Origin of the sequence: Actinospineispora spinosispora DSM 44797 (assembly GCF_000429025.1) — a bacterium.
Lineage (GTDB): Bacteria > Actinomycetota > Actinomycetes > Mycobacteriales > Pseudonocardiaceae > Pseudonocardia > Pseudonocardia spinosispora.
This window is the reverse complement of record NZ_KE386833.1, coordinates 1-21,182: the sequence shown is the minus strand read 5'-3', so window position 1 is coordinate 21,182 and position 21,182 is coordinate 1. Positions and strand designations below refer to the sequence as shown.

The 21,182-nt window shown below is 68.4% G+C and carries 24 protein-coding genes; 15 read left to right on the top strand and 9 right to left on the bottom strand.

Features of this window, described 5'->3' with window-relative positions; translation table 11 throughout:
- Positions 1 to 89 precede the first annotated feature (89 nt).
- Entirely contained in the window at positions 90 to 905 is an 816-nt protein-coding gene (locus tag G406_RS0123675; protein WP_051342567.1) for an IclR family transcriptional regulator, read from the top strand.
- Here the strand turns inward: G406_RS0123675 and G406_RS0123670 are convergent.
- On the bottom strand, positions 902 to 1,315 hold the full coding sequence (locus tag G406_RS0123670; RefSeq protein WP_028935672.1) for a carboxymuconolactone decarboxylase family protein: 414 nt from the start codon (positions 1,313 to 1,315) through the stop codon (positions 902 to 904). The two genes, G406_RS0123675 and G406_RS0123670, sit on opposite strands and share 4 nt — an antisense overlap.
- Positions 1,316 to 1,448: 133 nt before the next feature.
- Between G406_RS0123670 and G406_RS0123665 the strand changes: the two genes are divergently transcribed.
- On the top strand, positions 1,449 to 1,844 hold the full coding sequence (locus G406_RS0123665) for a nuclear transport factor 2 family protein (protein ID WP_028935671.1): 396 nt from the start codon (positions 1,449 to 1,451) through the stop codon (positions 1,842 to 1,844).
- A 321-nt stretch (positions 1,845 to 2,165) separates the two neighbouring features.
- The gene (locus G406_RS49375; RefSeq protein ID WP_169736772.1) at positions 2,166 to 3,422 is read left to right on the top strand and encodes an integrase core domain-containing protein; all 1,257 of its coding nucleotides are present in this window, start codon (positions 2,166 to 2,168) and stop codon (positions 3,420 to 3,422) included.
- A 396-nt stretch (positions 3,423 to 3,818) separates the two neighbouring features.
- Here the strand turns inward: G406_RS49375 and G406_RS0123655 are convergent, their stop codons facing one another.
- Together G406_RS0123655 and G406_RS0123650 are read right to left on the bottom strand one after the other, a co-directional pair.
- Positions 3,819 to 4,811: an LLM class flavin-dependent oxidoreductase gene (locus G406_RS0123655; RefSeq protein WP_028935670.1), complete on the bottom strand. Its 993-nt coding sequence runs from the start codon at positions 4,809 to 4,811 to the stop codon at positions 3,819 to 3,821.
- A 209-nt stretch (positions 4,812 to 5,020) separates the two neighbouring features.
- Positions 5,021 to 6,025, bottom strand: a complete 1,005-nt coding sequence (locus G406_RS0123650) for an AraC family transcriptional regulator (protein WP_028935669.1) — start codon at positions 6,023 to 6,025, stop codon at positions 5,021 to 5,023.
- Between the two features lie 291 nt (positions 6,026 to 6,316).
- On the opposite strand from G406_RS0123650, the gene G406_RS0123645 reads away from it, so the two are divergent.
- A complete protein-coding gene (locus tag G406_RS0123645) occupies positions 6,317 to 7,804 on the top strand; it encodes an aldehyde dehydrogenase (RefSeq protein WP_028935668.1) in 1,488 nt (495 codons plus the stop codon).
- Positions 7,805 to 7,843: 39 nt separating this feature from the next.
- Positions 7,844 to 9,022, top strand: coding sequence for an LLM class flavin-dependent oxidoreductase (locus tag G406_RS0123640; RefSeq protein ID WP_051342565.1), 1,179 nt, complete (start codon positions 7,844 to 7,846; stop codon positions 9,020 to 9,022).
- A 211-nt stretch (positions 9,023 to 9,233) separates the two neighbouring features.
- Here the strand turns inward: G406_RS0123640 and G406_RS0123635 are convergent, their stop codons facing one another.
- Genes G406_RS0123635 through G406_RS0123625 form a run of 3 tightly spaced genes read right to left on the bottom strand, consistent with a single transcriptional unit; the run spans position 9,234 to position 12,006 of the window.
- Complete coding sequence (locus tag G406_RS0123635; RefSeq protein WP_028935666.1) at positions 9,234 to 10,049, bottom strand: alpha/beta fold hydrolase; 816 nt, start codon at positions 10,047 to 10,049, stop codon at positions 9,234 to 9,236.
- Complete coding sequence (locus G406_RS49370) at positions 10,034 to 11,476, bottom strand: NAD(P)/FAD-dependent oxidoreductase (RefSeq protein WP_037078278.1); 1,443 nt, start codon at positions 11,474 to 11,476, stop codon at positions 10,034 to 10,036. Before G406_RS49370 ends, G406_RS0123635 begins: the two co-directional genes overlap by 16 nt.
- Positions 11,477 to 11,514: 38 nt before the next feature.
- Complete coding sequence (locus G406_RS0123625; RefSeq protein WP_028935665.1) at positions 11,515 to 12,006, bottom strand: PaaI family thioesterase; 492 nt, start codon at positions 12,004 to 12,006, stop codon at positions 11,515 to 11,517.
- Between the two features lie 216 nt (positions 12,007 to 12,222).
- Here G406_RS0123625 and G406_RS0123620 point away from each other — a divergent pair, with 216 nt between their 5' ends.
- Complete coding sequence (locus G406_RS0123620; RefSeq protein WP_028935664.1) at positions 12,223 to 12,714, top strand: GNAT family N-acetyltransferase; 492 nt, start codon at positions 12,223 to 12,225, stop codon at positions 12,712 to 12,714.
- Positions 12,715 to 12,768: 54 nt separating this feature from the next.
- Complete coding sequence (locus tag G406_RS49365; protein ID WP_051342564.1) at positions 12,769 to 13,254, top strand: MarR family winged helix-turn-helix transcriptional regulator; 486 nt, start codon at positions 12,769 to 12,771, stop codon at positions 13,252 to 13,254.
- A gap of 8 nt (positions 13,255 to 13,262) precedes the next feature.
- Here the strand turns inward: G406_RS49365 and G406_RS0123610 are convergent, their stop codons facing one another.
- Positions 13,263 to 13,754, bottom strand: coding sequence for a PaaI family thioesterase (locus G406_RS0123610; RefSeq protein WP_028935663.1), 492 nt, complete (start codon positions 13,752 to 13,754; stop codon positions 13,263 to 13,265).
- Between the two features lie 178 nt (positions 13,755 to 13,932).
- Between G406_RS0123610 and G406_RS0123605 the strand changes: the two genes are divergently transcribed.
- Both G406_RS0123605 and G406_RS49360 read left to right on the top strand, forming a co-directional pair.
- Complete coding sequence (locus G406_RS0123605; RefSeq protein WP_028935662.1) at positions 13,933 to 14,940, top strand: MBL fold metallo-hydrolase; 1,008 nt, start codon at positions 13,933 to 13,935, stop codon at positions 14,938 to 14,940.
- 28 nt (positions 14,941 to 14,968) lie between these two features.
- Complete coding sequence (locus tag G406_RS49360) at positions 14,969 to 15,430, top strand: PaaI family thioesterase (protein ID WP_037078275.1); 462 nt, start codon at positions 14,969 to 14,971, stop codon at positions 15,428 to 15,430.
- Here the strand turns inward: G406_RS49360 and G406_RS0123595 are convergent.
- The gene (locus G406_RS0123595; protein WP_028935661.1) at positions 15,427 to 15,897 is read right to left on the bottom strand and encodes a nuclear transport factor 2 family protein; all 471 of its coding nucleotides are present in this window, start codon (positions 15,895 to 15,897) and stop codon (positions 15,427 to 15,429) included. The genes G406_RS49360 and G406_RS0123595 overlap by 4 nt on opposite strands.
- A gap of 208 nt (positions 15,898 to 16,105) precedes the next feature.
- Here G406_RS0123595 and G406_RS0123590 point away from each other — a divergent pair, with 208 nt between their 5' ends.
- The 6 genes from G406_RS0123590 to G406_RS0123565 all read left to right on the top strand — a co-directional run bounded on the left by G406_RS0123590 (position 16,106) and on the right by G406_RS0123565 (position 20,823).
- Positions 16,106 to 16,831 carry a hypothetical protein gene (locus G406_RS0123590; RefSeq protein ID WP_028935660.1) on the top strand — a complete coding sequence of 242 codons (726 nt, stop codon included), beginning with the start codon at positions 16,106 to 16,108 and terminating at the stop codon, positions 16,829 to 16,831.
- A 127-nt stretch (positions 16,832 to 16,958) separates the two neighbouring features.
- Positions 16,959 to 17,924 (top strand): hypothetical protein, encoded by a 966-nt coding sequence (locus G406_RS0123585; RefSeq protein WP_028935659.1) that lies wholly within the window; start codon positions 16,959 to 16,961, stop codon positions 17,922 to 17,924.
- A gap of 33 nt (positions 17,925 to 17,957) precedes the next feature.
- Positions 17,958 to 18,629, top strand: a complete 672-nt coding sequence (locus G406_RS0123580; RefSeq protein ID WP_245607202.1) for a HemK2/MTQ2 family protein methyltransferase — start codon at positions 17,958 to 17,960, stop codon at positions 18,627 to 18,629.
- Positions 18,619 to 18,831, top strand: a complete 213-nt coding sequence (locus G406_RS0123575; protein WP_028935657.1) for a CDGSH iron-sulfur domain-containing protein — start codon at positions 18,619 to 18,621, stop codon at positions 18,829 to 18,831. The genes G406_RS0123580 and G406_RS0123575 overlap by 11 nt, the downstream gene beginning before the upstream one ends.
- Positions 18,831 to 19,838: an iron-containing redox enzyme family protein gene (locus tag G406_RS0123570; protein ID WP_037078616.1), complete on the top strand. Its 1,008-nt coding sequence runs from the start codon at positions 18,831 to 18,833 to the stop codon at positions 19,836 to 19,838. The genes G406_RS0123575 and G406_RS0123570 overlap by 1 nt, the downstream gene beginning before the upstream one ends.
- Positions 19,828 to 20,823 (top strand): L-histidine N(alpha)-methyltransferase, encoded by a 996-nt coding sequence (locus G406_RS0123565; RefSeq protein ID WP_028935655.1) that lies wholly within the window; start codon positions 19,828 to 19,830, stop codon positions 20,821 to 20,823. The genes G406_RS0123570 and G406_RS0123565 overlap by 11 nt, the downstream gene beginning before the upstream one ends.
- Before the next feature lie 47 nt (positions 20,824 to 20,870).
- Here G406_RS0123565 and G406_RS56125 read toward each other — a convergent pair.
- Positions 20,871 to 21,182 (bottom strand): HNH endonuclease signature motif containing protein (locus G406_RS56125; protein WP_169736771.1); only part of this gene is annotated, 312 nt, incomplete at its 5' end.

Genomic DNA, 21,182 nt, shown 5'->3' with positions numbered 1-21,182 from the left:
TTTTATCTAAAATGAACCAATGGTCCATGTCAATGGACCGACGGGCGCGGATGCCTGGATGATCGTGGTCCGCCACCTACACTGAGGATGTGAACCAGGAGTCCGTGTACGACACCGAGAAGCCCGTCGCCGGCCAGGGAGTTCAGGTCGAGCGGGCGCTCGACGTGCTGGAATGGCTCGCGGCCTCGGCCGGGGAGGCGCGCGGGCTCTCCGAGATCGCCCTGGGCCTCGGGCAGCCGAAGGCGACCGTGCACCGGCTGCTCGCGGTGCTGCGCAAGCGCGGCTACGTGACCCAGGACGCGCAGGCCGGGTACCTGCTGGGAATCAAGTGCTTCGAGCTGGGCAACTACTGGGCGCAGACCTTCGACCTGCGCAACTTCGCCCGCCCCTACCTGGAGGAGCTCAACGACGAGCTGGGTGAGACGGTCCAGCTCGCCGTCTACGACCAGGGCGACGTGGTGTACGTCGACAAGCTGCAGTCCACCCAGCTGGTGATCGCGCGACCGGAGATCGGCAACCGGGCGCCCGCGACGGTCGTCGCCACCGGCCGGGCGTTGCTCGCGTTCCAGCCGGCGGCCGACATCCGTTCGCTGCTGGGCAGGCCGCTTCCCGCGTACACGGAGAACACCCCGACCACGCCCGAGGCGATCACCGAGCTGCTGGGACAGGTTCGCAGGGACGGGTTCGCGGTGAACCGCGAGACCTACCGGAAGGGCATCTGTGGGCTGGCGGTCCCGATCCGCGACAGCACGGGCGCGGTGATCGCCAGCGTCGGCATCCTGGTGCCCGCGCACCGGTTCGGCGACGAGCAGTTCGAGACCTACCGGGATGCGACGATCCGGACGGCACTGGCGATCAGCAGCGCTCTCGGCGGCCCGATCCAGCTGGTCACCACCGCTCGCTAGTCGGCGCCCGAGCCGCCCTGGTGAACGGTCACCCTGGGTTCGATCCCCTCGGCGCCGACCACTTCCTGCCAGGCGTCGAAGCCTGCCTGGAACGCGACGATGCCTGCCTCGGGCAGTGCGATCTCGATGGCTTCGAGGATCTCTGTCGGGGTGAGCCCGAGGTCGAGCGCGACGCGGATGTGACTCTGGATGTGCCCCTTCGACGCACGCATCACGGTCAGGCTGGTGACGAAGATCAGCTCTTTGGTCTTGCGGTCGAGAGTGCGCTCGGTCAGGTACGCGGCCGCCACCATGTCGTTCGCCGCCCGCAGCACCGGGAAGTCGGCCTTGGCCATCTTCTTGTGGTAGTCGAGGACGTACCCGCGGCTGCGCGCCATCTCGTCGATGTACTCCTGAGCGTCGATCGTCACGAGCCACACCTTTCATCACTGAGGAAGAAATGGACCGTCGGTCCATAATGAGACCGTATTTGGTCCGCACGTGCTCGTCAACGACTGGTCCACACTGTGAGCGGCAGGGCAGAGACACTCGAGGAGGCGGACGATGACTCGCGATTCCGACACCCGAACGCGCATCGAGGAGCACTGGACCGCGTCCGAGCACGGGGACATCGACACCGAGCACGCGATCTACGCCGACGGCGCGATCCTGGACTACCCGCAGTCCGGGGAGCGGTTCCGGGGCCGCTCGACGATCCAGGAACAACGCGGCGGACACCCCGCCGAACGCCATTTCACGATCGTCCGCATCGTGGGCGGCGGTGACCTCTGGACGAGCGAGTGCCTGATCAGCTATGACGGGGCCAGCACCCATTCGGTGAGCATCATGGAGTTCACCGATGGTCTCGTGACCCACGAGACCCAGTACTTCGCCGATCCGTTCCCCGCGGCACCCTCACGCGCCCCGCTGGCCGAGCCGATCCCCGGCCGGCAACTCTGACCTCGCAGACCCTCGTGTCGCGTCGCAGACACTGCAGCGCCCGATCCGGACGTGGCCCGAACACATGGGCTGCGGCCGCCAGCCCCCGAACCACGATCATCACGGCCTGGTAGCTGTTTCCGGCGTGAAAAATCAGCCACCACACCGTGGTGATCGAGAAAAGTCCGCCAGCAGGTCGACTTCGCAGAGTTTGATGTCGCGTCGCAGACGCTGCAGTGTCTGTGAAGTGTCAACAGATAGCTGACACTTTGGTGACAGGACATATCTGACACTGACGGGCTCATCGGCGAGTGTTCGTTGATGAGCCGGAAAGTGATCACGATGGAGCAGAAGTTCGTTCTGTTGTTCACTGCTGTGGCCGCGGGTCACAAGGGCGTGTCCCAGGCCTGCCGGGAGGCTGACATCTCTCGGGACACCTACTACCGGCTTCGGCGTCGGTGGGAGGCCGAGGGCATGGCTGGTCTGGTGGCTCGGTCCCGCGCACCGCATCACTCGCCGAGTCGTACCAGCGACGAGGTGGTCGAGTTGATCGTCGCCGCCCGCAAGCAACTCGAACGCGAGGGCTGGGACAACGGCGCGATATCCATCCGCTGCCGGCTGTTGCACGACGGGCTGCAACACCCGCCCTGCGTGCGCACCATCCACCGGGTCCTGACCCGAGCGGGCATGATCGAACCCGAACCCGGTAAACGACCCCGCTCCTCGTTCAAGCGCTTCGTCTTCCCCGCCACCGACGACTGCTGGAACATCGACGCCTTCGGCTACCACCTCGCCGACCCCACCTCGACCTTGGTCATGGTCTTCGAAATCTACGACGACCACTCCCGCTACAACATCGCCGAACTGGCCTGGCCACGCGAAGACACCGAAGGCGCCTGGACAGCCATGACCATGGGAATCGACCGCTACGGACCACCCCGCATGGCCCTAGCCGACAACGGCCTGGCCTTCACCGGCCGCCGCATGAACATCCAGGTCCTGTTCGAGAAAAACCTCGCCCTACTCGGCATCAAACTGATCAACAGCCGACCCCGACACCCCCAAACCAACGGCAAGAACGAACGAGCCCACGCCACCGCCCGACGCTGGCTCGCCGCCCAACCCCCAGCCACCACACTCGAAGAACTACAAACCCTGCTCGAGCGCTACCGCCTCGAATACAACCAACGCCCACACCAAGGCATCGACCTCGACACACCCCTACAACGCCGCCTCACCGGCACCCGCCCCACCCCACCAGCCCACACCCAAGACACCCAAGACGTCGAAGCCACCCAAGTCACCCAGGTCATCGAAGGCCGCGCCACCAGCCGCGACGGCTACCTCGCCACCCAGAACACGATCATCCCCCTCGGCGTCGAATACGCCGGACAACCCATCACCGCATTCATCACCGGCAACCACGCACTCGTGTTCTACCGCGAACAACTCATCCGCCAACTCACCCTCGACCGCACCCGCAACGCCAACCAGCACTACACCCACGCAGCACCAAACGCCGTACCCTCACCTACAACCCACAACCCTGACTGTCAGACATGTCCTGTCACCAACCGTCAGACATCTCCTGTCACATGACAGACGCTGCAGTGTCTGCGACGCAACATCAAGCTCTGCACGATGAGACGAAACGGGTCAATGGGACTAATGGTGTGGTGGTTCGAGAAGTATCCGGGCGCAACCCGTGCATCTTGCCGCCACTCGGCGGCCCATAACCACCACGAGCCCCACCATCCCCGGTCCAGACCGCGCTAGACAGAACCGCAGGCAGAACACCGTGATCAACTTACGTTGAGTGGCACTGACCTGAAGCCTGTGCGCGGCATGCACTCGATCTGTGCGAACCGCTTCCGCATTGCGTGTGCAGCGTGGAACGCAGGACCCGCGGGGAAATCGAATGGTGCGACACGACACTGCGAAGTGCCGCGTTCGCCGGCAGGGAGGCCTGCCGGCGAACGCGGTCCGGCGCCGGAACTACGCGGCGTCGACCTTCGGCATGATCTCTTCCTTCAGACGCTTGAGGTCGTCGAGCGTCTTCGCCACCGGCACGTCCTGGAAGGGCGGCCACAGCAGCGGCATGGTCAGCCCGGCTTCCTTGTAGCGCTTGAGCTGGTCGGTGATCTGCCCGGCCGTGCCCACCAGCAGGTTGGTGAGCTTGCCAGCCGGCGACTGGTCGATCTCCTCGTCGGTGATCACGAACCACAGCATGCTGCAGATCTCGAGGTCCTCGATCGTCCGGGAGGTGTCCATCGCCTCCAGCTCCTGCTGGATGGCGCCGCGCCATTCCCGCAGTTCCTCAGGGGTGTCCTGGATTCCGATCCAGCCGGACAGGCCGTACTTGGCGACGCGGGACGCGGCGCGCTTCGCATCCTTGAGGCCGCTGAAGAAGATCGGCGGGTGCGGCTGCTGCACGGGCTTGGCGCCGAAGCCGGAGAGCTCGAAGTCGGCGAACTCACCGTGGTACTCGAAGAGCTCGTTCGTCCAGATGCCCTGCATGATCTCGATCGTCTCGCGCACGTGCTTGTGCCGCTTCGGGAAGATGTGCGTGGCGCTGCAGGCCGCGAACTCCTCGGGCATCCAGCCCGCGCCGACCGCGACGTTGAGCCGGCCGTTCGACAGGTGGTCGATGGTGGCCAGCTCGGCGGCGAGGACGCCGGGCGAGCGGTACGGCGTGTCGATGATGCTCATGCCGATCCGTACCTTGCTGGTCTTCGCGGCCAGCCACGGGATCAGCGGCATGCCCTGGAGGAACTCACCACGTGAGGCCACCGGCAGGCCACGCGGCATCTCCTGCATCATGCCGAACGGGTGCTGCATCTCGCCTCGGTCGCTGGACTCCGGCACGATGACCCGGTCGAGCGTCCAGACCGAGTCGAAGTCGAGGTCCTCCGCGAGGTCGGTCAGGTCCTCGAGCTCCTTGACCGTGACCTTGGTACGAAAGTTGGGCAGGTAGAGAGCAAGCTTCATTAAAAACGGCCTCCTCGCCGTTGACCACTGGTCGCGACGGCCAACGCCGAGATCGAGCGGCGCGCTTCCCCAACAGTTGACCTGGCCGCAAAGGGTGCCAGAGTTTAGCCGATCATCAAATACGGACCCGCCGAAGTCATCGGCCAACGGCGTGGTGTCGTCGCTGGTCGGCGGCTTGATAACACGAACGTGTCGCTCTGGGAAGGCCGTCAGGCGCCGCGCGCCCGCAGGGTGTCGCGCGGCAGCTCGCCGAACCGTTCGCGGTACTGCTGGGCGAAGCGGCTCTGGTGGAAGAAACCCCACCGCAGCGCGACGTCGGTGACCCGGGTCAGCGCCGGATCGCAGCGCAGCAGCTCCGCCCGCACGTGGTCCAGCCTGACCCGTCGCAGGTAGGCCATCGGGGACTCGCCGAGCTCCTGCTGGAAGGTCGCGTGCAGGGTGCGGACGCTCATGCAGCCGACCCGAGCCAGCTCGGGCGGGCTGAGCGGTTCGTCGGCGTGCTGCTCCATGTACTCGATCACCGGCCGCAGCCGACCCTTGCGGACCGGGTCGTCCGGGGCCAGCAGCTCGTCGGAGAACTGATGGCGCCCGGTGTGCAGCAGCTGCGTCATGACAAACGCCTCGAGCTGCTCCCGGGCGATCGGCATGTCGGCGAGCCCACCCGGCCGGTCCAGCTCACGTGCGAAGAACTCGACCGAGGACAGCAATGTGGACCCGGCCGGGGTGGTGAGGTCGATGCCGAAGTCGAAGTCGACCACCTCGTGCACCGGGTGGTTGAGCAGGTCGGCGAGGTGGTTCTCCAGGCTCGTCCTCGGGATCTTCAGGATCAGCTGCTCCGCGTCGGGCGACCACCGCACGGTGTTCTCCTGCTCGGGAGACAGGACGATTCCGCTGGTCCGGGACAGGGTCGTCTCCCGGTCACCGTCGCTGCGGTTCGCGTCCGTGCGTCCGGCGACCGTCAGGTTGACGTGATAGCAGTCCTGGGTCGGTGGCATCACGAGCTTGGCGCACGACTTGTAGGTCAGGTAGCCGAGGGTGAACAACCGGTCCGAGGTCGCGTTGAGCGTCATCTCGAGCCGGTCGTCCGGGGCGGACAGATCGTGGTCGAGGTACACCCGGGTGACCGCCTCGCGGGCCTCCTCGAGGCTGCGGGTCCCCAGCACCGGGTAGCGCGACAGACGCGCGGGGGCCGTCTTCTCGCGCGAGTCCGCCATCCTGCGACACCTCCTCGTGTCGTCTCGCCACCCACCGCGACCCCACGAGCCGCGCCGAGACGGATACGTCGAAGCGTAATCGGAGCGGGGGCGGGCGTACCAGCCGTTCAGAGCGGTGCGCTATCCGCTGAGCGCACGTCACGGCCGCCGGCCTGTGGCTCCGCTCGCACGAAACGGATGTGCGGCCGCGGTCCGCGGATATCGGCACCGGCCGCATCTCTTTAGCGTCTCCCGTCATCGGCCGCCGTTGGGTGCGGCCACCCGAGGGACCTGACGAACGAGAGGTCGACGATGCCCGCGTCTTCCCCACCGCTGGAACAGTTCAAGCTCTTCATCAACGGTCAGTCGGTCGACGCCCGGTCCGGCCGGTCGTTCGAGACGCAGAACCCGTACACCGGTCAGCCCTGGGCGCGGCTGGCCGACGGCGGCCCCGAGGACGTCGACGAGGCCGTGGCCGCCGCACGCGCCGCGTTCGACGGCGAGTGGGGCCAGATGACCGGTTTCCAGCGCGCCGCCGTCATGCGCAGCTGCGCCGCCGCGGTCGCCGACAACGCCGAACGACTGGCGCTGCTCGAGGTCAACGACTCGGGCAAGCTCCTGCGGGAGATGCGCGGCCAGCTCACCGGCCTTCCGCAGTGGTACTACTACTTCTCGGGGCTCGCCGACAAGGTCGAGGGCCGCACCGTGCCGCCGGTCAACCCGAACTACTTCGGGTTCACCCGCCGCGAGCCGGTGGGGGTCGTCGGGGCGATCACCCCGTGGAACTCCCCCCTGCTGCTGCTGACCTTCAAGCTCGCACCCGCACTGGCGGCGGGCTGCACGATGGTGGTGAAGCCGTCCGAGCACGCTCCGGCGTCCACCGTCGCGTTCGCCGAGATCCTCCACGAGGCCGGGCTGCCCGCCGGTGTGCTGAACGTGGTGACCGGCTGGGAGCGCTCGACCGGTGAAGCACTGGCCAAGCACCCGGGGATCGACAAGGTCGCCTTCACCGGCTCGTCGGCCACCGGGGCGAAGGTCGCCCAGGCCGCGGTCGCCAACTTCAACCGGGTCACCCTGGAGCTCGGCGGTAAGTCCCCGCAGATCGTCTTCGCAGACGCCGACCTGGACGCCGCCGCCAACGGCCTGGTCGCAGGCGTCTTCGCCGCAACCGGGCAGACCTGCATGGCGGGCTCGCGCCTCATCGTCCACGCCGACGTGCACGATGCGCTGGTCGAGAAGGTCGTGGCCAGGGCCAACGCCATCAAGCTCGGCGACCCGACCGAGGCGGACACCGAGATGGGCCCGGTCGCCAACCGGCCCCAGTACGAGAAGGTCCTCGGCTACCTGTCCGGTGCCGCCGCCGAGGGAGCGACCTTCGCCTGCGGCGGCGAGCCCGATGCCGAACGCGGCGGGCTGTTCGTCAAACCGACCGTCGTCACGAACGTGACACCCGACAACACCATCGTCCGCGAGGAGGTGTTCGGCCCGGTACTGGCCGCGTACACGTTCCACGACGAGGACGAGGCGCTCAAGCTGGCCAACGACACCCCGTACGGGCTGGCCGGCGCGGTGTGGACGAAGGACGTGCACCGTGCGCACCGGGTCGCGGCCAAGCTGCGCGCCGGCACGATCTGGATCAACGCCTACCGGGTCCTCGGCCCGAACATGCCCTTCGGCGGGTTCGGCGCCAGCGGCATCGGCCGGGAGAACGGCGTCGACGCGATCAACGAGTACACCGAGAACAAGTCGATCTGGGTCGAGCTCACCGGCGGCACCCGCGACCCGTTCCAGCTGGGCTGAAGTCCGCTCCCCCGTCCACCCGCACCGAGGAGATCCGTCATGACCGTCACCGCCAACGAACGCCTCGGCCTCGCGCCGACCGATCCCCGCCCGATCGAGGAGACCCATCCCCTGGTCGACCGCCGCGAGACGAACCCACTGCTGGGCGACCAGAAGATGAAGCTGGGCCTGTTCGGCACGAACTGTTCGTACGGACTGATCATGAGCCACGCCCCCAGCAACTACAAGATCACCTGGGAGCACACCAAGGAGATCGCGCGCCGCGCCGAGGCGATCGGGTTCGACGTCATGGTCCCGGTGGCGCGCTGGAAGGGGTTCGGCGGCTCGACCAACTTCAACGGCAACTGTTTTGAGACCTACACCTGGGCGGCGGGCATCGCCGAGGCCACCGAACGCATCGCGGTCGCCGCGACCTCCCACCTGCCGACGGTGCACCCCATCGTCGCCGCGAAGTCGGCAACCACGATCGACCACATCTCGGCGGGGCGGTTCGCGCTCAACCTGGTGATGGGCTGGGTGCCGCCGGAGATGGAGATGTTCGGGGCCGAGCAGCGCGAGCACGACGAGCGCTACGAGTACGGCCAGGAGTGGCTCGACTTCGCGACGAAACTGTGGACCGAGCCGGGCACGTTCACCATGCACACGAAGTACTTCGACGCCGAGCTGCTGGAGGCCTATCCGAAGCCGCACCAGGCGCCGCGCCCGGTACTGATCAACGCGGGCAACTCGCCCCGGGGCATCGAGTTCTCCGCGCGCAACGTGGACGTCAACTTCGCCTCGCTCGACACCCTGGAGAACATCAAGTCCTATGTGAACACGGTCAAGTCGAAGGCCCGCGACGACTACCAACGCGACATCAAGGTCATGACCTACGGCCTGGTGGTCTGCCGGGACACCGAGGACGAGGCGAAGCGCGCCTTCCAGCAGGTCGTCGACGAGGGCGACTGGGGTGCGGCCGGCAACGTCATCAAGATCGCCGGCTCCGGTGCGAGCCAGTCGTTCGACCACGCCGTCAAGGAGATGCAGGAGCGCTTCATCGCGGGCTGGGGCGGCTACCCGATCGTCGGCACCCCTGAGCAGGTCGCCGAGGAGCTGGGCAACCTGAACGAGGCAGGCATGGAGGGCATGATCTTCGGTCTGATCGACCCGGCCGAGGAGATCCCCTACTTCGGCGAGAACGTCATGCCCCTCCTGAAGCAGGCGGGCCTGCGCCACTGACCCGAACCATCACCCGCCTCCCCGGCCCGCACCACCCGCACCCCGCAACACCCACCCCACCCGCCCCACCTCCCGCGGCACGAATGTGGCTTTAGGGACGTTGAACGTCCCTAAAGCCACATTCGTGCCATCGGGGTGGGTGGTGGGCGTGGGTGGGCGGTGGGCGTGAGCGGTGGTGGGCATGGGCAGGTGGTGGGCGGGTGGTGGGTGGTCAGGGGGCGGTGATTGCCTTGTGGACCTCGGCGGGGGCTTCCAGGGGGATGTAGGTCTTCGCCTGGGGGACGCGGGTGATCGTGGCGTTCGGCAGGGCGGCGGCGAGGCGGTTCGCGTCCTCGGCGGGGAAGAAAGCGTCGCTGTCCCCCCAGACCAGGTGGACGGGCACGTCGAGCTTCTCCAGCCAGCGCATCCCCCGTTGGTCCTCGCTGGGGTGCAGCGCGGCGGTCACCCGGACGGCCTCGTCGAGGAACGCCGGGTCGAACAGTGCCTCGACGTACGGCGCCGGGTCGCGGGCGAGGACGGTCCCGAGGAACCGCCGCCGTCCGTACCGGGTCGAGAGCAGCGACCGCAGAACCAGCTTCGCCAGGATCGGAATCCGGCGCGCGGCACTGACCAGCGGTGCAAGTGCTGCGGGCGGGAGATGGTCGTAGCTGTCGCAGTTGGTCAGCACGACCCGGCTGATCCGCTCGAGCGCCTCGTCGTCGGAGCCCAGCGCGAGCAGCACCAGGCCGCCGCCGGTGTCGTTGCCGACGACCGTGACATCCTCGAGGTCGAGCTCCCGGATCAGACCGGTGACCAGTCCGGCCAGGTCGTCCAGCGTCGGTCGCCAGTCCCTGCCGGCCGACACGACGTGCGCGCCCAGTGGCAGCGTCGGCAGATGACAGGTACGCGACGCGCAGGTCCGGGCGACCACGTCGTCCCAGAGATGCTCGTTGACGTAGAGACCGTGGATGAAGAGCACGGGCGGGCCGGTTCCCGTGCTTCGGACCACGATGCTCGTGCCGTTGACGTCGATCAGCTCCTCGCCCATGTCTCCTCCCGCTCGCTGAACCGCGTCAGCAGCTCCGGGATTCTCATCGCGGCCTTGATCGCGGTCTCCCGCATGAGGTCACGCAGCTGGTGCCGGCGCGGATCGGCCGGGTCGAGCCCGCGCCCGGCGGCGCCGATCGCGTTGAGCCGGCTGCCCGAGATCCAGCGTGACACCTCGGGCCGCAGCGCCCACTGCGCGGAGTTGGTCAGGGTGGGCAGCCACATCGTCAGCCAGTCGAGTGGGACGCTCGGATAGGGAACGACCTGGCACATGGCGTTCTTCTCGTCCTCATCGTCGAAGTGACTCTCGACGAACCCGATCAGCGCCGCGCTGAACACGGGTTGAACGCGCCTGGTCACCAGCAGGTTGACGACACCGGGTTCGAAGATCTTCACGTCGGGTGGTGGCTGGTGCAGCGCGGCCGCGCTGCAGTCGATGTAGAGCGTGTCGGGATCGGCATCGACGGATCCGTCGTCGAGCAGCACGCGACTCGTCTCGATCGTGGTGACCCGACCGAGCCGGATCACGTCCTGGATCCGCCGCAGCTGCTCCAGCTCACCCCGCGAGAGCACGGCGGCCCGGAAGGCACTCGGTTCGACGTCGGGATCGAACCTCATCAGTACCCGGTAGGATTCCAGCAGCTCGAACAGGTTCGACGCCGAGGTCGCCTCGACGATCGCGCGGAAGCCGTCGATGGTGTTGCGCATGACGTACTCGAAGTTCTCGGCGAACGGCTGCAGGGCGGCACGGTCCAGCACCCAGGGGTCGCGTGGCCGGATCCAGCGGATGCGCGGGGGCTCGACGCCGTTCGCCAGCAGCCAGAGGCAGGCGTCCATGCCGGTCTTGCCCGCGCCGACCACCGTGTAGCAGGGATGTCTGCGCCGGACCTCCGGCAGCCCATTGATCGGGATGAGCTGGACCTGGGACATCACGCTGTAGCGCGGCCCGTGCGTCGCGGCGACCTCGGTACCCACGTGCGTGGCGTCGACGAGCTTCCCGGCCACGACGATCTCGACGCGTGAGTCTCCGAGCAGGGACCTCACGTGGTGCTCGCCGAGTGGACCCCGGCGGTACTCGCTCATCGGCAGCCAGGTGACCCGACCCGACGGCAGGAATCGCTGCTGCATGACCTGGTCGTAGTAGTCGAGGATTTCGGCCTTCGACGCCAGGTCGTAGCCGCCGGCATTGGGCCCGTCCGGGTACGTCACGCCTCGGCCGAGCTCCCGCGAGCCGACGCCGTAGTAGGCGGACGGCTGATGCAGGCGAACGAACGGGTAGGCATCGTTCCAGTGCCCGCCGGGCCGGTCGTGCCGGTCGACCATCACGATCCGGTGGTCGGTCTCCTCCAGGAGCGTGTCGACGAACGCCATGGCGCTCGCGCCGCACCCGATGACCAGGTAGTCGGTCTCGATCTTCTTCTCTGTCACGGAAGTGTCTCCCTACGACTCGGGATGGATGGGCCTGGTCAGTCGTCGGGCGGGAAGAGCATGCAGGAGCTCGTCGCGTGGGCGAGCAGCCGATCCGCGGGGTCCCGTAGCTCGACGTGCGCCAGCGCGGTCCGCCGCCCTCGGTTGACGAGCGTGCCGATGGCACGCACCGGTCCGGTGTCGCCGGTGATCGGGCGCAGATAGTGCACCGAGAGATCCAGCGTCGTGTAGCCGGTGCTGGCCGGCGCCGTCGAGTGCACGGCGCTGCCGGCGGCGCTCTCCAGCATCGTGGCGGCGAACCCGCCGTGCACGAAGCCGATCGGGTTGTACACGTGCTCGCCGGGCTCGCCCACGTAGACGGCCCTGCCGTGCTCGACCTCGGTGAGTGCGTAGCCCAGCGTGGCGAAGATCGGCGTCGGCCCCTGCTCGCCTGAGGCGAGCCGCCGGGAGAACTCAAGTCCGTCGGTGGTCCGCGCGGCCATCGCCAGCTCGACCGGGTCCGCCCATCCGTAGGTCCGTGTGCGATCCATGAGCCATCCCTTCACGCCACTAGCCGTACTGGCCAGTAAGTTAGATTTCCAACTATATTGGTGCCATGCTCACCCTGGGAAGACCCGGACCGATGACGCAGATCACAGGGCTACGTGCGCCTACCACGCAGTGACCACACCGTCCGCCAGTCACTCGGGGGCTCAGTTAGTCATAAATCCAACTAGTTTTCGACCCGCGACCCGAGGAACACCGCCATGCCGACCTCAGACATCGCACTCCACCGACCGACCGAACGTGATCTCCCGGGTGTCGCCGAGATGTGGCGGCGATGTGGCCGGGCGACACGGGCCGCGCGCTTCCACGGCGCGGCACCCCTGATCCCGACCGACCACCTGGCCGCCGTGGTCGCCGACCCCTCCGGCAGCCTCGTCGCCGTCCACCGTCCCACCGGCACGGTGATCGCACTGGCATCCCTGCTCAGGAACCACGACGGCGTGACGGCCGATCTCGGGGTGCTCGTGGAGGACTCCTGGCAGCGATGCGGAATCGCGCCACTGCTCGTCGAGCCGCTGATCCGTGCGGCGCCCGCGCGCGGGATCTCCACCGTCACCGCGGAGATCTTCAGCGAGCACGCCCACGTCGGGCGGCTTCTCCGCCGGATACCCGGCGAGTTCTCCAGCGTCCACCACGGCGCGACGTCGGCCGTGGCGGTACGGCTGGCTCACCTCTCCACGCGGCTCGGCTAGGTTCGCCCAGCACGAGGTCGGCGGCCCGCTGTCACCGCATGGTCGAATAGCGGAATGGAAGAAGATCGTGCGGGAGTCGAGTCGGGACCGGAGCAGCTTCCCGCTCCGGACGAGCTGCTCGCCATGCCCGGTTACGTGGTGCGCAGGCTGCACCACGCGTACGTCGCTTCCTGGCAGCGCCATGTCGAGCCGCTGCTGACCGGCCCGCAGTTCGCCGTACTGGCGGCCGTCGACGCCTACCCGGGTGCCGAGCAGGGTTCGCTCGCCCGCGCGGTCGCGCTGGATCGCCCCACCATGTCCGCGATCGCGAAACGTCTGGAGGAGCGGGAGCTCATCACCCGGTCGCGCACGCCCGAGGACGGCCGCAAGCGGCTGCTCCACCTGACCGAGTCCGGCACCGCGACGCTCACCGAGGCTCGGGCCAGGGCACACACTCTCGAGCGGCGGCTCATGCGCAGTGTCGGCGAACCCGCCGAGATGGCGCTGCTCGCCTGGCTCATCGGCATCGCCAGGGACTGGGAGTCCGTCGACGGCGAGTGAAGCACCCCTCAGCCCTCCGGCGGGAAGAGCATGCACGAGCTGACGGCACTCGCCAGCAGCCGACCCATGGGATCGCGCAGCTCAGCGCGGGCGAGAGCGGTACGCCGTCCTCGGCTGAGGAGGGTGCCGACGGCCCGGACCGGACCGGTCTCGGTGGTGATCGGCCGCAGGTGGTGCACCGAGAGGTCCAGCGTGGTGTAGCCGGTCCCGGCCGGCAGTGTCGTGTGTACGGCGAAGCCTGCCGCGCTGTCCAGCATCGCGGCGGCGAAACCGCCGTGTACAAAACCCGTCGGACCGCACACGACCTCTCGGGGGACGCCGACGAACACGACCCGTCCATGGTCGGCCTCCGTGAACGTGTAGCCGAGAGTGGCGGCCATCGGCATCGGGCCCAGCCGATGCGAGGCCAGCAGGCGGGAGAAGACGAGCCCGTCCGTGGCGCGGGTGGCGACCGCCAGTTCCGACGGGTCCACCCAGCTGTGGGTCCGTGTGCGATTCATGATCCACCTTCCCGGAGCGCTCGCGCCGAGCAATTAGTTAGATTTCCAACTATACTGCCGGCAATATCCAGGTGTGGATGCCGTCGAAACCACCGGTTCTGGACGCCGGTAGCCGGTCCGAGATAGTTTCGACTCCAACAACAGAGGGGCGCGCGAGCGTCACTCGGATGGAGATACCGTGACCGTTGACGCCGAGGGGTTGCCGAGCTGGTTGAGCTGGCGGCAACGTCCCTTCCCGGATGCCAACCTGATCCTCGTGCACGGACGGCACCCGGCCTTGGTGGACAGCGGGTTCGTCGCGCACGCGGAGCAGACGGCCGAGTGGGTCCGCGCGCACACCAGCAGGGGCCTGAGCCTCGTGGTGAACACGCACTGGCACTCCGACCACGTCGGCGCGAACGCGATACTGCAGGCGGGTGGGGCCGGCATCGCGGCGAGCACTCCGGACGCCACCGCCCTCGCCAGGCGTGATCCCGGCTGTTGCCAGGCGGAGTACTTCGATCAGCCCGTCGCCCCCTACACGGTGGACGAGCCCCTCGACGACGGCCGCCTGCTGCGGCTCGGTGACACGGACTGGCAGGTCGTACGCACGCCCGGTCACACCCCCGGGCACCTGGCGCTCTGGCAGCCGGAGGAACGCCTGCTCGTCGTCGGCGACGCGCTGTCGGACTACGACGTCGGCATGGTCAACCTCGCGCTCGACGGCCCCCGGGTGGCGGCCGTGGCGTTGGCCTCCCTCCAGCGCCTGGTCGACCTCGCGCCGCGAGTGCTGCTGCCCTCACACGGGCCGATCCCCGTCGACACCGGCGCCGCGCTCGCCACCGCGGTCCGCCGCGCCCAGCGTCTCGTCGACGACCCGGACGGCGCGGTCTGGTACAGCTCCCGGCGAATCTTCGCCTACGCACTGATGATCCGTAGCGGGATTCCGGTCGCCGATGTGGAGCCCTACCTGCACGCCAGGGCCTGGCTCCAGGACGCCGCGCGGCTGTTGGGTCGGTCCACCGAGGACTTCGCGGTCGAGCTCATCGGCTCGATGCTGCGGGGAGGCTCGATCATCCGACGCGACGCACGGCTGCACGCCGCGCTCGAACACACCGAGGTCGAACCGGGGGCGCTGCACGTACCGATGCCCCGCGCGTGGCCGCCCGCACAGCAGAGCTCGCCGGCCGGCGTCCCGCTGCACTGACCCGCTCACGATCAGATCGGACCTCACGATGAACCGTGCCGACGTACCGGAAAGCCCCGTCGAGGACCCCGCGAACCGGCCTCCGGAAGGCTACCGGCGACACGGCCGGAGCAGCCCCTTCGTCGATCTCGTCGGCCCGCTGTACTCCCGGGGCGAGGGCATGAACCTGCGTCTGGCACTGCGAGTCGACTCTCGCCACCTCAACGGGACCGGCACCGTGCACGGCGGCGTCCTGGCCACGCTCGCCGACCTCGCCATCGGCTACGCCGTCGCGTCCAGCACCGACCCGCCCACGCCGCTGACGACCAGCTCACTGACGGTGTACCTGTCCGGCATGGCCCGTCCGGGCGATCTGGTCACCACCAGCTCCAACCTGCAGCATCGCGGCTCCCGGGTGATGCTCGCGCACTGCACGCTCGCGGTCGGTACCCGCACCATCGCGCAGGCCAGCGCGGTCTTCGTTCCCGGGCGGACCGCGCCCAGTCCCTAGCGGGACTTCTCCGAGGCCTGGTCGGCCCAGAAGAAGGGCAGGCGAATCGTGGCGAACTTCCATCGCCCGTCGACCTTGCGGTAATCGTCCTCGCACATCCCGAGGAACAGCAGCGGGTTCCCGTCCGCGCTCACCGCCCGATCGGCTTCGGCATGCTGCTGAGCACGCAGGTCGAGCAGGTAGCACCGGCCGTGCGCGGTGTCCGGGCCGGTGAGGGTGATCCACGGGTTGGTCGTCACGTGTACCGCGTCGCGGGGCTCGCTCATCCGCTCGGCCTGCTCGGCGAAATGAGCGGCGATCGTGTCCCTACCGACCCGGCTCCCGCCGAACTCCTCGGGGAACTCGCACACCGCGTCGTCGCAGAACAGCTCCGCGAAGCCCGCGACATCGCAGCTGTCGAACGCCGCCGCGTAGCGATCGCGCAGGGCGCGGATCTGCTCGATCTCCAGCAGCTCCTCGACGGTCACGGCGTTCTCCCCACGAGCTCGCAAACGGCCGACGAACCCGAGGATAGTCCAGTTCCTCCGCCGCGCTCTGCTCCCACAAGCCGAGACCACGGGGGTAACCCGTCCGGGTTGGACCGGCTCGTCCGGGGTTTCGACACGCCGATTGGTGGCAGTGCTCATACGGGTGCCGGTCGGCGATCCACCACCCGAAGCAGTGTTGAGGAGAACCATGAGCACACCCTTGGGAACCGACGGCTACGCCGCGGACGAGTTCACCACCTCCGGATCAGCCCGGCCGAGAACCTTGGACGGCTCCGCCGTGGAAGCGGCTGACGCGCTCGCGCCCCGTGCCCTTCGGCCGCACCTGGTCCTGGCGGCCTGCTTCGGGTTTCCGCTGGTGGCCTGCGGAATGGTGTGGGGTGCGACCTTCAACGTCGGCTCGATGAACAGCATGGTCGGCAGGGGCGGCATCGAGGCCGCGATCTCTCCGGCGTTCGCGGCGGTCGCCGGGTGCATCCTGTTCGCCTGGATCGTCGTGTCGTTCCGCCCGCTCCGTGAGTCCCTCGCCGACGGGGCCACCGTCCTGGAAGGCGGCGCCGAGCGCGCGGACGCCGTGACGACCGCGATCCAGGAATGTGCCGCCCAGCGCTGCCGGCAGCCGTTCCAGGTCCGGCAGCGCGACCTCGACGGTGTTCCCTCGCTGACCGTGCGTAACGGCGCCGAGTACGGCATGGTCACCGTGCGCGCCCTGGGGCCGGACCTGTTCGTCGGGTGGTCGCTCTGGCGTCGCCGCTCGACGGCCCGGCTGCTGGGGCAGGTGCTCAACAACCTGACCGAGCCGGCGCGCGAGAACCCCTACTCCTCGGTAGCGGCTAGTTCGTTCATCGTCATGCGCGAACAGCTGCACTGCATGACCAGAGAAGGACTCAAGGCCGCCACCTCCGGCCGAATGTGACCCAGCACGCCCGAAGTTCTTCCGCCATCCGAGCTTCGGACCATCACCACTGGGTAGGCGGAGTGAGCAGACGCGAACACGCACTGCCGTTCGGCTGCACTCAACCTGACTGGAGTTCTACCCCCTGATGACCTCGACCACGACGCTCACCCGCCAGCTGCGAGCCATCCTCCAGCTGACCCAGACCGAGGCCCAGATCGCCCGCATCCGCCTGGCACAGGCCCGCACAGACAAGGTGCGCGACGAGCTGACCCGGAACGCCGACAACGCCGACCGGCGCAGCCGGCTGATCCTGCGTCAGCTCCGTGAGCTGGGTGGGGTCCCGGACGTGGCCAGCCCGATCATCGGCCGGGTCATCGCGCTGTTCAAGAGCACCGTCGAGCAGGCGACACCGTTCGACGAGGCGCTGCTGCAGGATTTGGCTCTCGAGCAGCAGCTCCTGGGCAGGGCGCGCTACCTGAAAGCGCTCGGCGAGGCAGCCGATTCGCCCTCGGTGCGCGCGCTGGCCGAGCAGCTGGAGGCGGCGCACACGGAAACGGTGGACTGGATCAGCACCGTGCTCGCCGAAGAGGCGCTCGGCGGCCCGGCGGCGCTGCGGGCCACTCCGTTCCAGCGGGTCGCGGGCGGTGTGACCAAGATGGTCGGGCTGCCGCTGCGAGTGGCGCTGGAAGGCGTCAACCGGACCGTCGAAGGCGCTCAGGATGCCGGCGAGAAGGCCCGGGAGACCCTGGGCGGCGCGGCCGACCGGGTGATGCGGCTCGGTGGCGCCGCGCGTGAGGTCGCGGTCAGCGGTCGCAACGCCTCGCTCGACCAGGCGGAGCGGACGGCTCGGCGTGAAGGTGCCGACCAGACCGCCGGTGCGCTGCACCAGACCCGGCGGGCGCTGGGCACTCTCGACGAGAGTGAGCTGCCCATCAGCGACTACCCGGGGCTCAACCAGCCCGACGCCATCCGAGGCGTGAAGGCACTGCGCGACAGCTCCGACGTGCGCACGATCGAGGCCTACGAGGAAGCACACAAGAACCGGGCGGGTGTCCTCGAGGCGGCACAGGCCCGGATCACCGCGATCGCCGAGCAGACGCTCGACAGCTGACCGACGACGTAGCCGACGCGGACTCGACCAGGGATGGGTTTCGATCTCATGATGATGTTGTGCCCGCCTGGCGTGTACCGGGCCCAGGACGACACGGCGATGCTGACCGAGGTCATGCATCGGGGCGGCTACGCCGTCGGACGACACGTCCTGGATGTCGGCACCGGCTCGGGTGCGCTGGCTCTGGCCGCGTCCCGGGGCGGCGCCGCGTCGGTCACGGCAGTCGATCTGTCGTGGCGCTCGGTGCTGGCCACCTGGTCGAACTGCCGGGTGCGCAACGCGGCGGTCACGGTACGTCGCGGAGATCTGTTCGCACCCGTCGCTCCGCGTCGGTTCGACCTGATCGTCGCCAACCCGCCCTATGTTCCGGCGCCGACGTCGAGGCTGCCCCGGTTCCGGCGGGCGCGTTGCTGGGATGCCGGGTTGGACGGTCGCGCGGTGCTCGACCGGTTGTGTGCCGGCGCCGCGACGATGCTGGCTCCCACCGGGACGGTGCTGCTGGTGCACTCCGCCGTGTGCGGGGCACAGCGCACGCTCGACCGGCTGCGCGACGGCGGTCTGGTGGGTGAGGTGGTGGAGCGGGCACGCGTTCCGTTCGGGCCGGTCATGCATGCACGCGCCAGGATGCTCGAGGAACGCGGGCTGATCGGCGACGGTGACCGGGTCGAGGAGCTGGTCGTGATCGAGGCCCGCCATGCCGGCTGATCCGCGCGAACGGCGGGTGGTGGTCACCGACGACGGACCGGTGCTGTTGTCCGGCCCGGTCGAGCTGGTCCTGCCCGACGGCAGGCAGGTCGTCTCCCACCGCCCGGTGACGGCGCTGTGCACGTGCCGGCGCAGCCGCCGCTACCCGATCTGCGACACGAGCCACCGCACGAAGACCCGCGCCACCCGGGAGCCGGAGTGATCACGACGAGCTCATCGCTCACCGAGCAGTCGCCCCTGCCCTGCGAGAGGGGTCCGCTGTCCTCCTCGGTCCTGGCTGTGTTGCGTGGCGAGCGGGACCGCGCGGACCTGGGCGGCCTGCCCGATGCCGATCCGTACGGCGACGACCTGCAGCTGGCCCTGCACTGCTGCTACGAACCGCACTACCGCGGCTTCGCGGGTGTCCCCAACGACTGTGAATGGGATCCGGCGCTGCTCACCGCCCGCCGCGAGCTGGAGCAGGTGTTCGAACATGCACTGCGGTCGGACACCGTGCCCGGTTCCGACGTCGCCGCCGAGGTCGACGCGCTGCTCGTCGAACCGGTCGACGCGCGAGGGGTGTCCCACCACCTGCGCCGCGACGGGACCTTGTGGCAGCTCCGGGAGTACGTCGTGCACCGGTCGATGTACCACCTCAAGGAAGCGGACCCGCAGGCCTGGGTGATCCCCCGGCTCGCCGGGCGCGCCAAGGCCGCGCTCGTCGCCGTCGAGTACGACGAGTACGGGGCCGGGGACGCCGACCGGATGCATTCGGTGCTCTTCGCCCGGATGATGGTGGAGCTGGGCCTGTCCGACGCCTACGGCGCCTACCTCGACTCGGTCCCCGGCGCCACTCTGGCCGAGGTCAACTTCATGTCGATGTGCGGTCTGCACCGACGGCTGCGTGGCGCGCTGATCGGCCAGTTCGCCATGGTGGAGCTCACGTCGTCACCCGGCTCCGATCGCCTGGTCCGGGCGATGCGACGACTGGGCTGTGGCCCCGACGCGATCCGCTTCTACGACGAGCACGTCGAAGCGGACGCCGTGCACGAGCAGATGATCCGCCACGGTGTGCTCGCTCCCCTGCTCGCTGCCGAACCACAGCTCGCGTCCGATGTCGTGTTCGGTATCCGAGCGAGCCTCCTGCTCGGCGAGAGACTCTCCGACCTGCTGCTCGACAGCTGGCAGGACAACACGACCAGCTTGCGCCAGGCCGTCGATGTCGGCTGACCCGAGCACGTCGCGCATCGTGGCGTTGGAGGACGACGCGGCGTTCTGGGACGACCGCGCCACCATCACGGCCTGCCTGCGCGAGCCGATTCCCCGCATCCCACCATGGTTCGGCTATGACGAACGTGGCTCCGAGCTGTTCGAGTCGATCACCCGGCTGCCCACGTACTACCTGACGAGGGTGGAACGGGGCCTGCTGGAACGGCACGCGGCGCACATGGCCGAGCTGGTCGGCTGCCGGGTCGCGGAGCTGGGCAGCGGGAGCGCGAAGAAGACGGGCCTGCTGCTCAGGGAGTGCGCAGCGCGGGCCGCGACGACCTACCTACCGGTGGATGTCAGCCGCGAGATGCTGCTCTCCAGCGACCTCGCGCTGAGGGCGGCGATACCCGATCTGACGGTCACCGGCCTGTGGGGGCGCTACGAGGCCGGGCTCGACTGGCTGGGCGACCCCGCGAACCGGGCGGACGGACCGCTGGTCGTCGCGTTCCTCGGCAGCAACCTCGGAAACACCACGCCGGAGGAACGTGCCGCCCTGCTGAACCGGATCGCCGGGACCCTCCGCCCGGGCGACGGGTTCCTCGTGTCGGTCGACCTGCTCAAACCGGCAGCCGACTTCGAGACCTGCTACAACGATCCCCCTGGCCACAGCGCGTTCGCCGACTTCCGGCTCAACCACCTCGCGCATCTGAACCGTCGGTTCGACGCCGATTTCGACCTAGCCGGATTCGTCCCGAGAGCGCACTACAACTCCGGCCGGACGGTGGTGGAAGGGCATCTCTACGCCACCCGGGAACACACGGTCCGGATACCTGGGCTGGACATGACGCTGAGGTTCCGCGCCGGAGATTCGATCAACGTGGGGTTCTCGGCCAAGTTCGAGCCTGATCACTTCGTCGCCGACCTGTCCGGGCGTGGCCTCACCCGGCAAGAGCACTGGATCGACGACGAGCAGGCATACGGACTCTTCCTCTTCCGCCGCGACTGACTCGGCCCCGCCCCCGCATCGCGGTCCACTGTCGGGTTTGGGTCCGGCTACTCACGAACGATGGTCACCAGATCAATGATCGGTGGTGGTTTTCGGCGGGGCGTCTGTGTCGGGTCGAGCCATTTCGGTGGAATTATCGATGGATATCCATTGACCATGTCGATGGTCCATCCGGATTCGTGAACCATCCGGTGGTGTTGCCAGCAGAACATCGCCAGATTGTCGATATCGGTCTTACCGCCGTGCGCCCATGGGGTAAGGTGATGGACTTCGCAGTGGTGTGGCGGTTGGTCGCATCCCGGATGGGCGCAACCGCCGTCACGAGCAGTGATCGCTGCGCGCTGGGCCGGGGTCGCGGT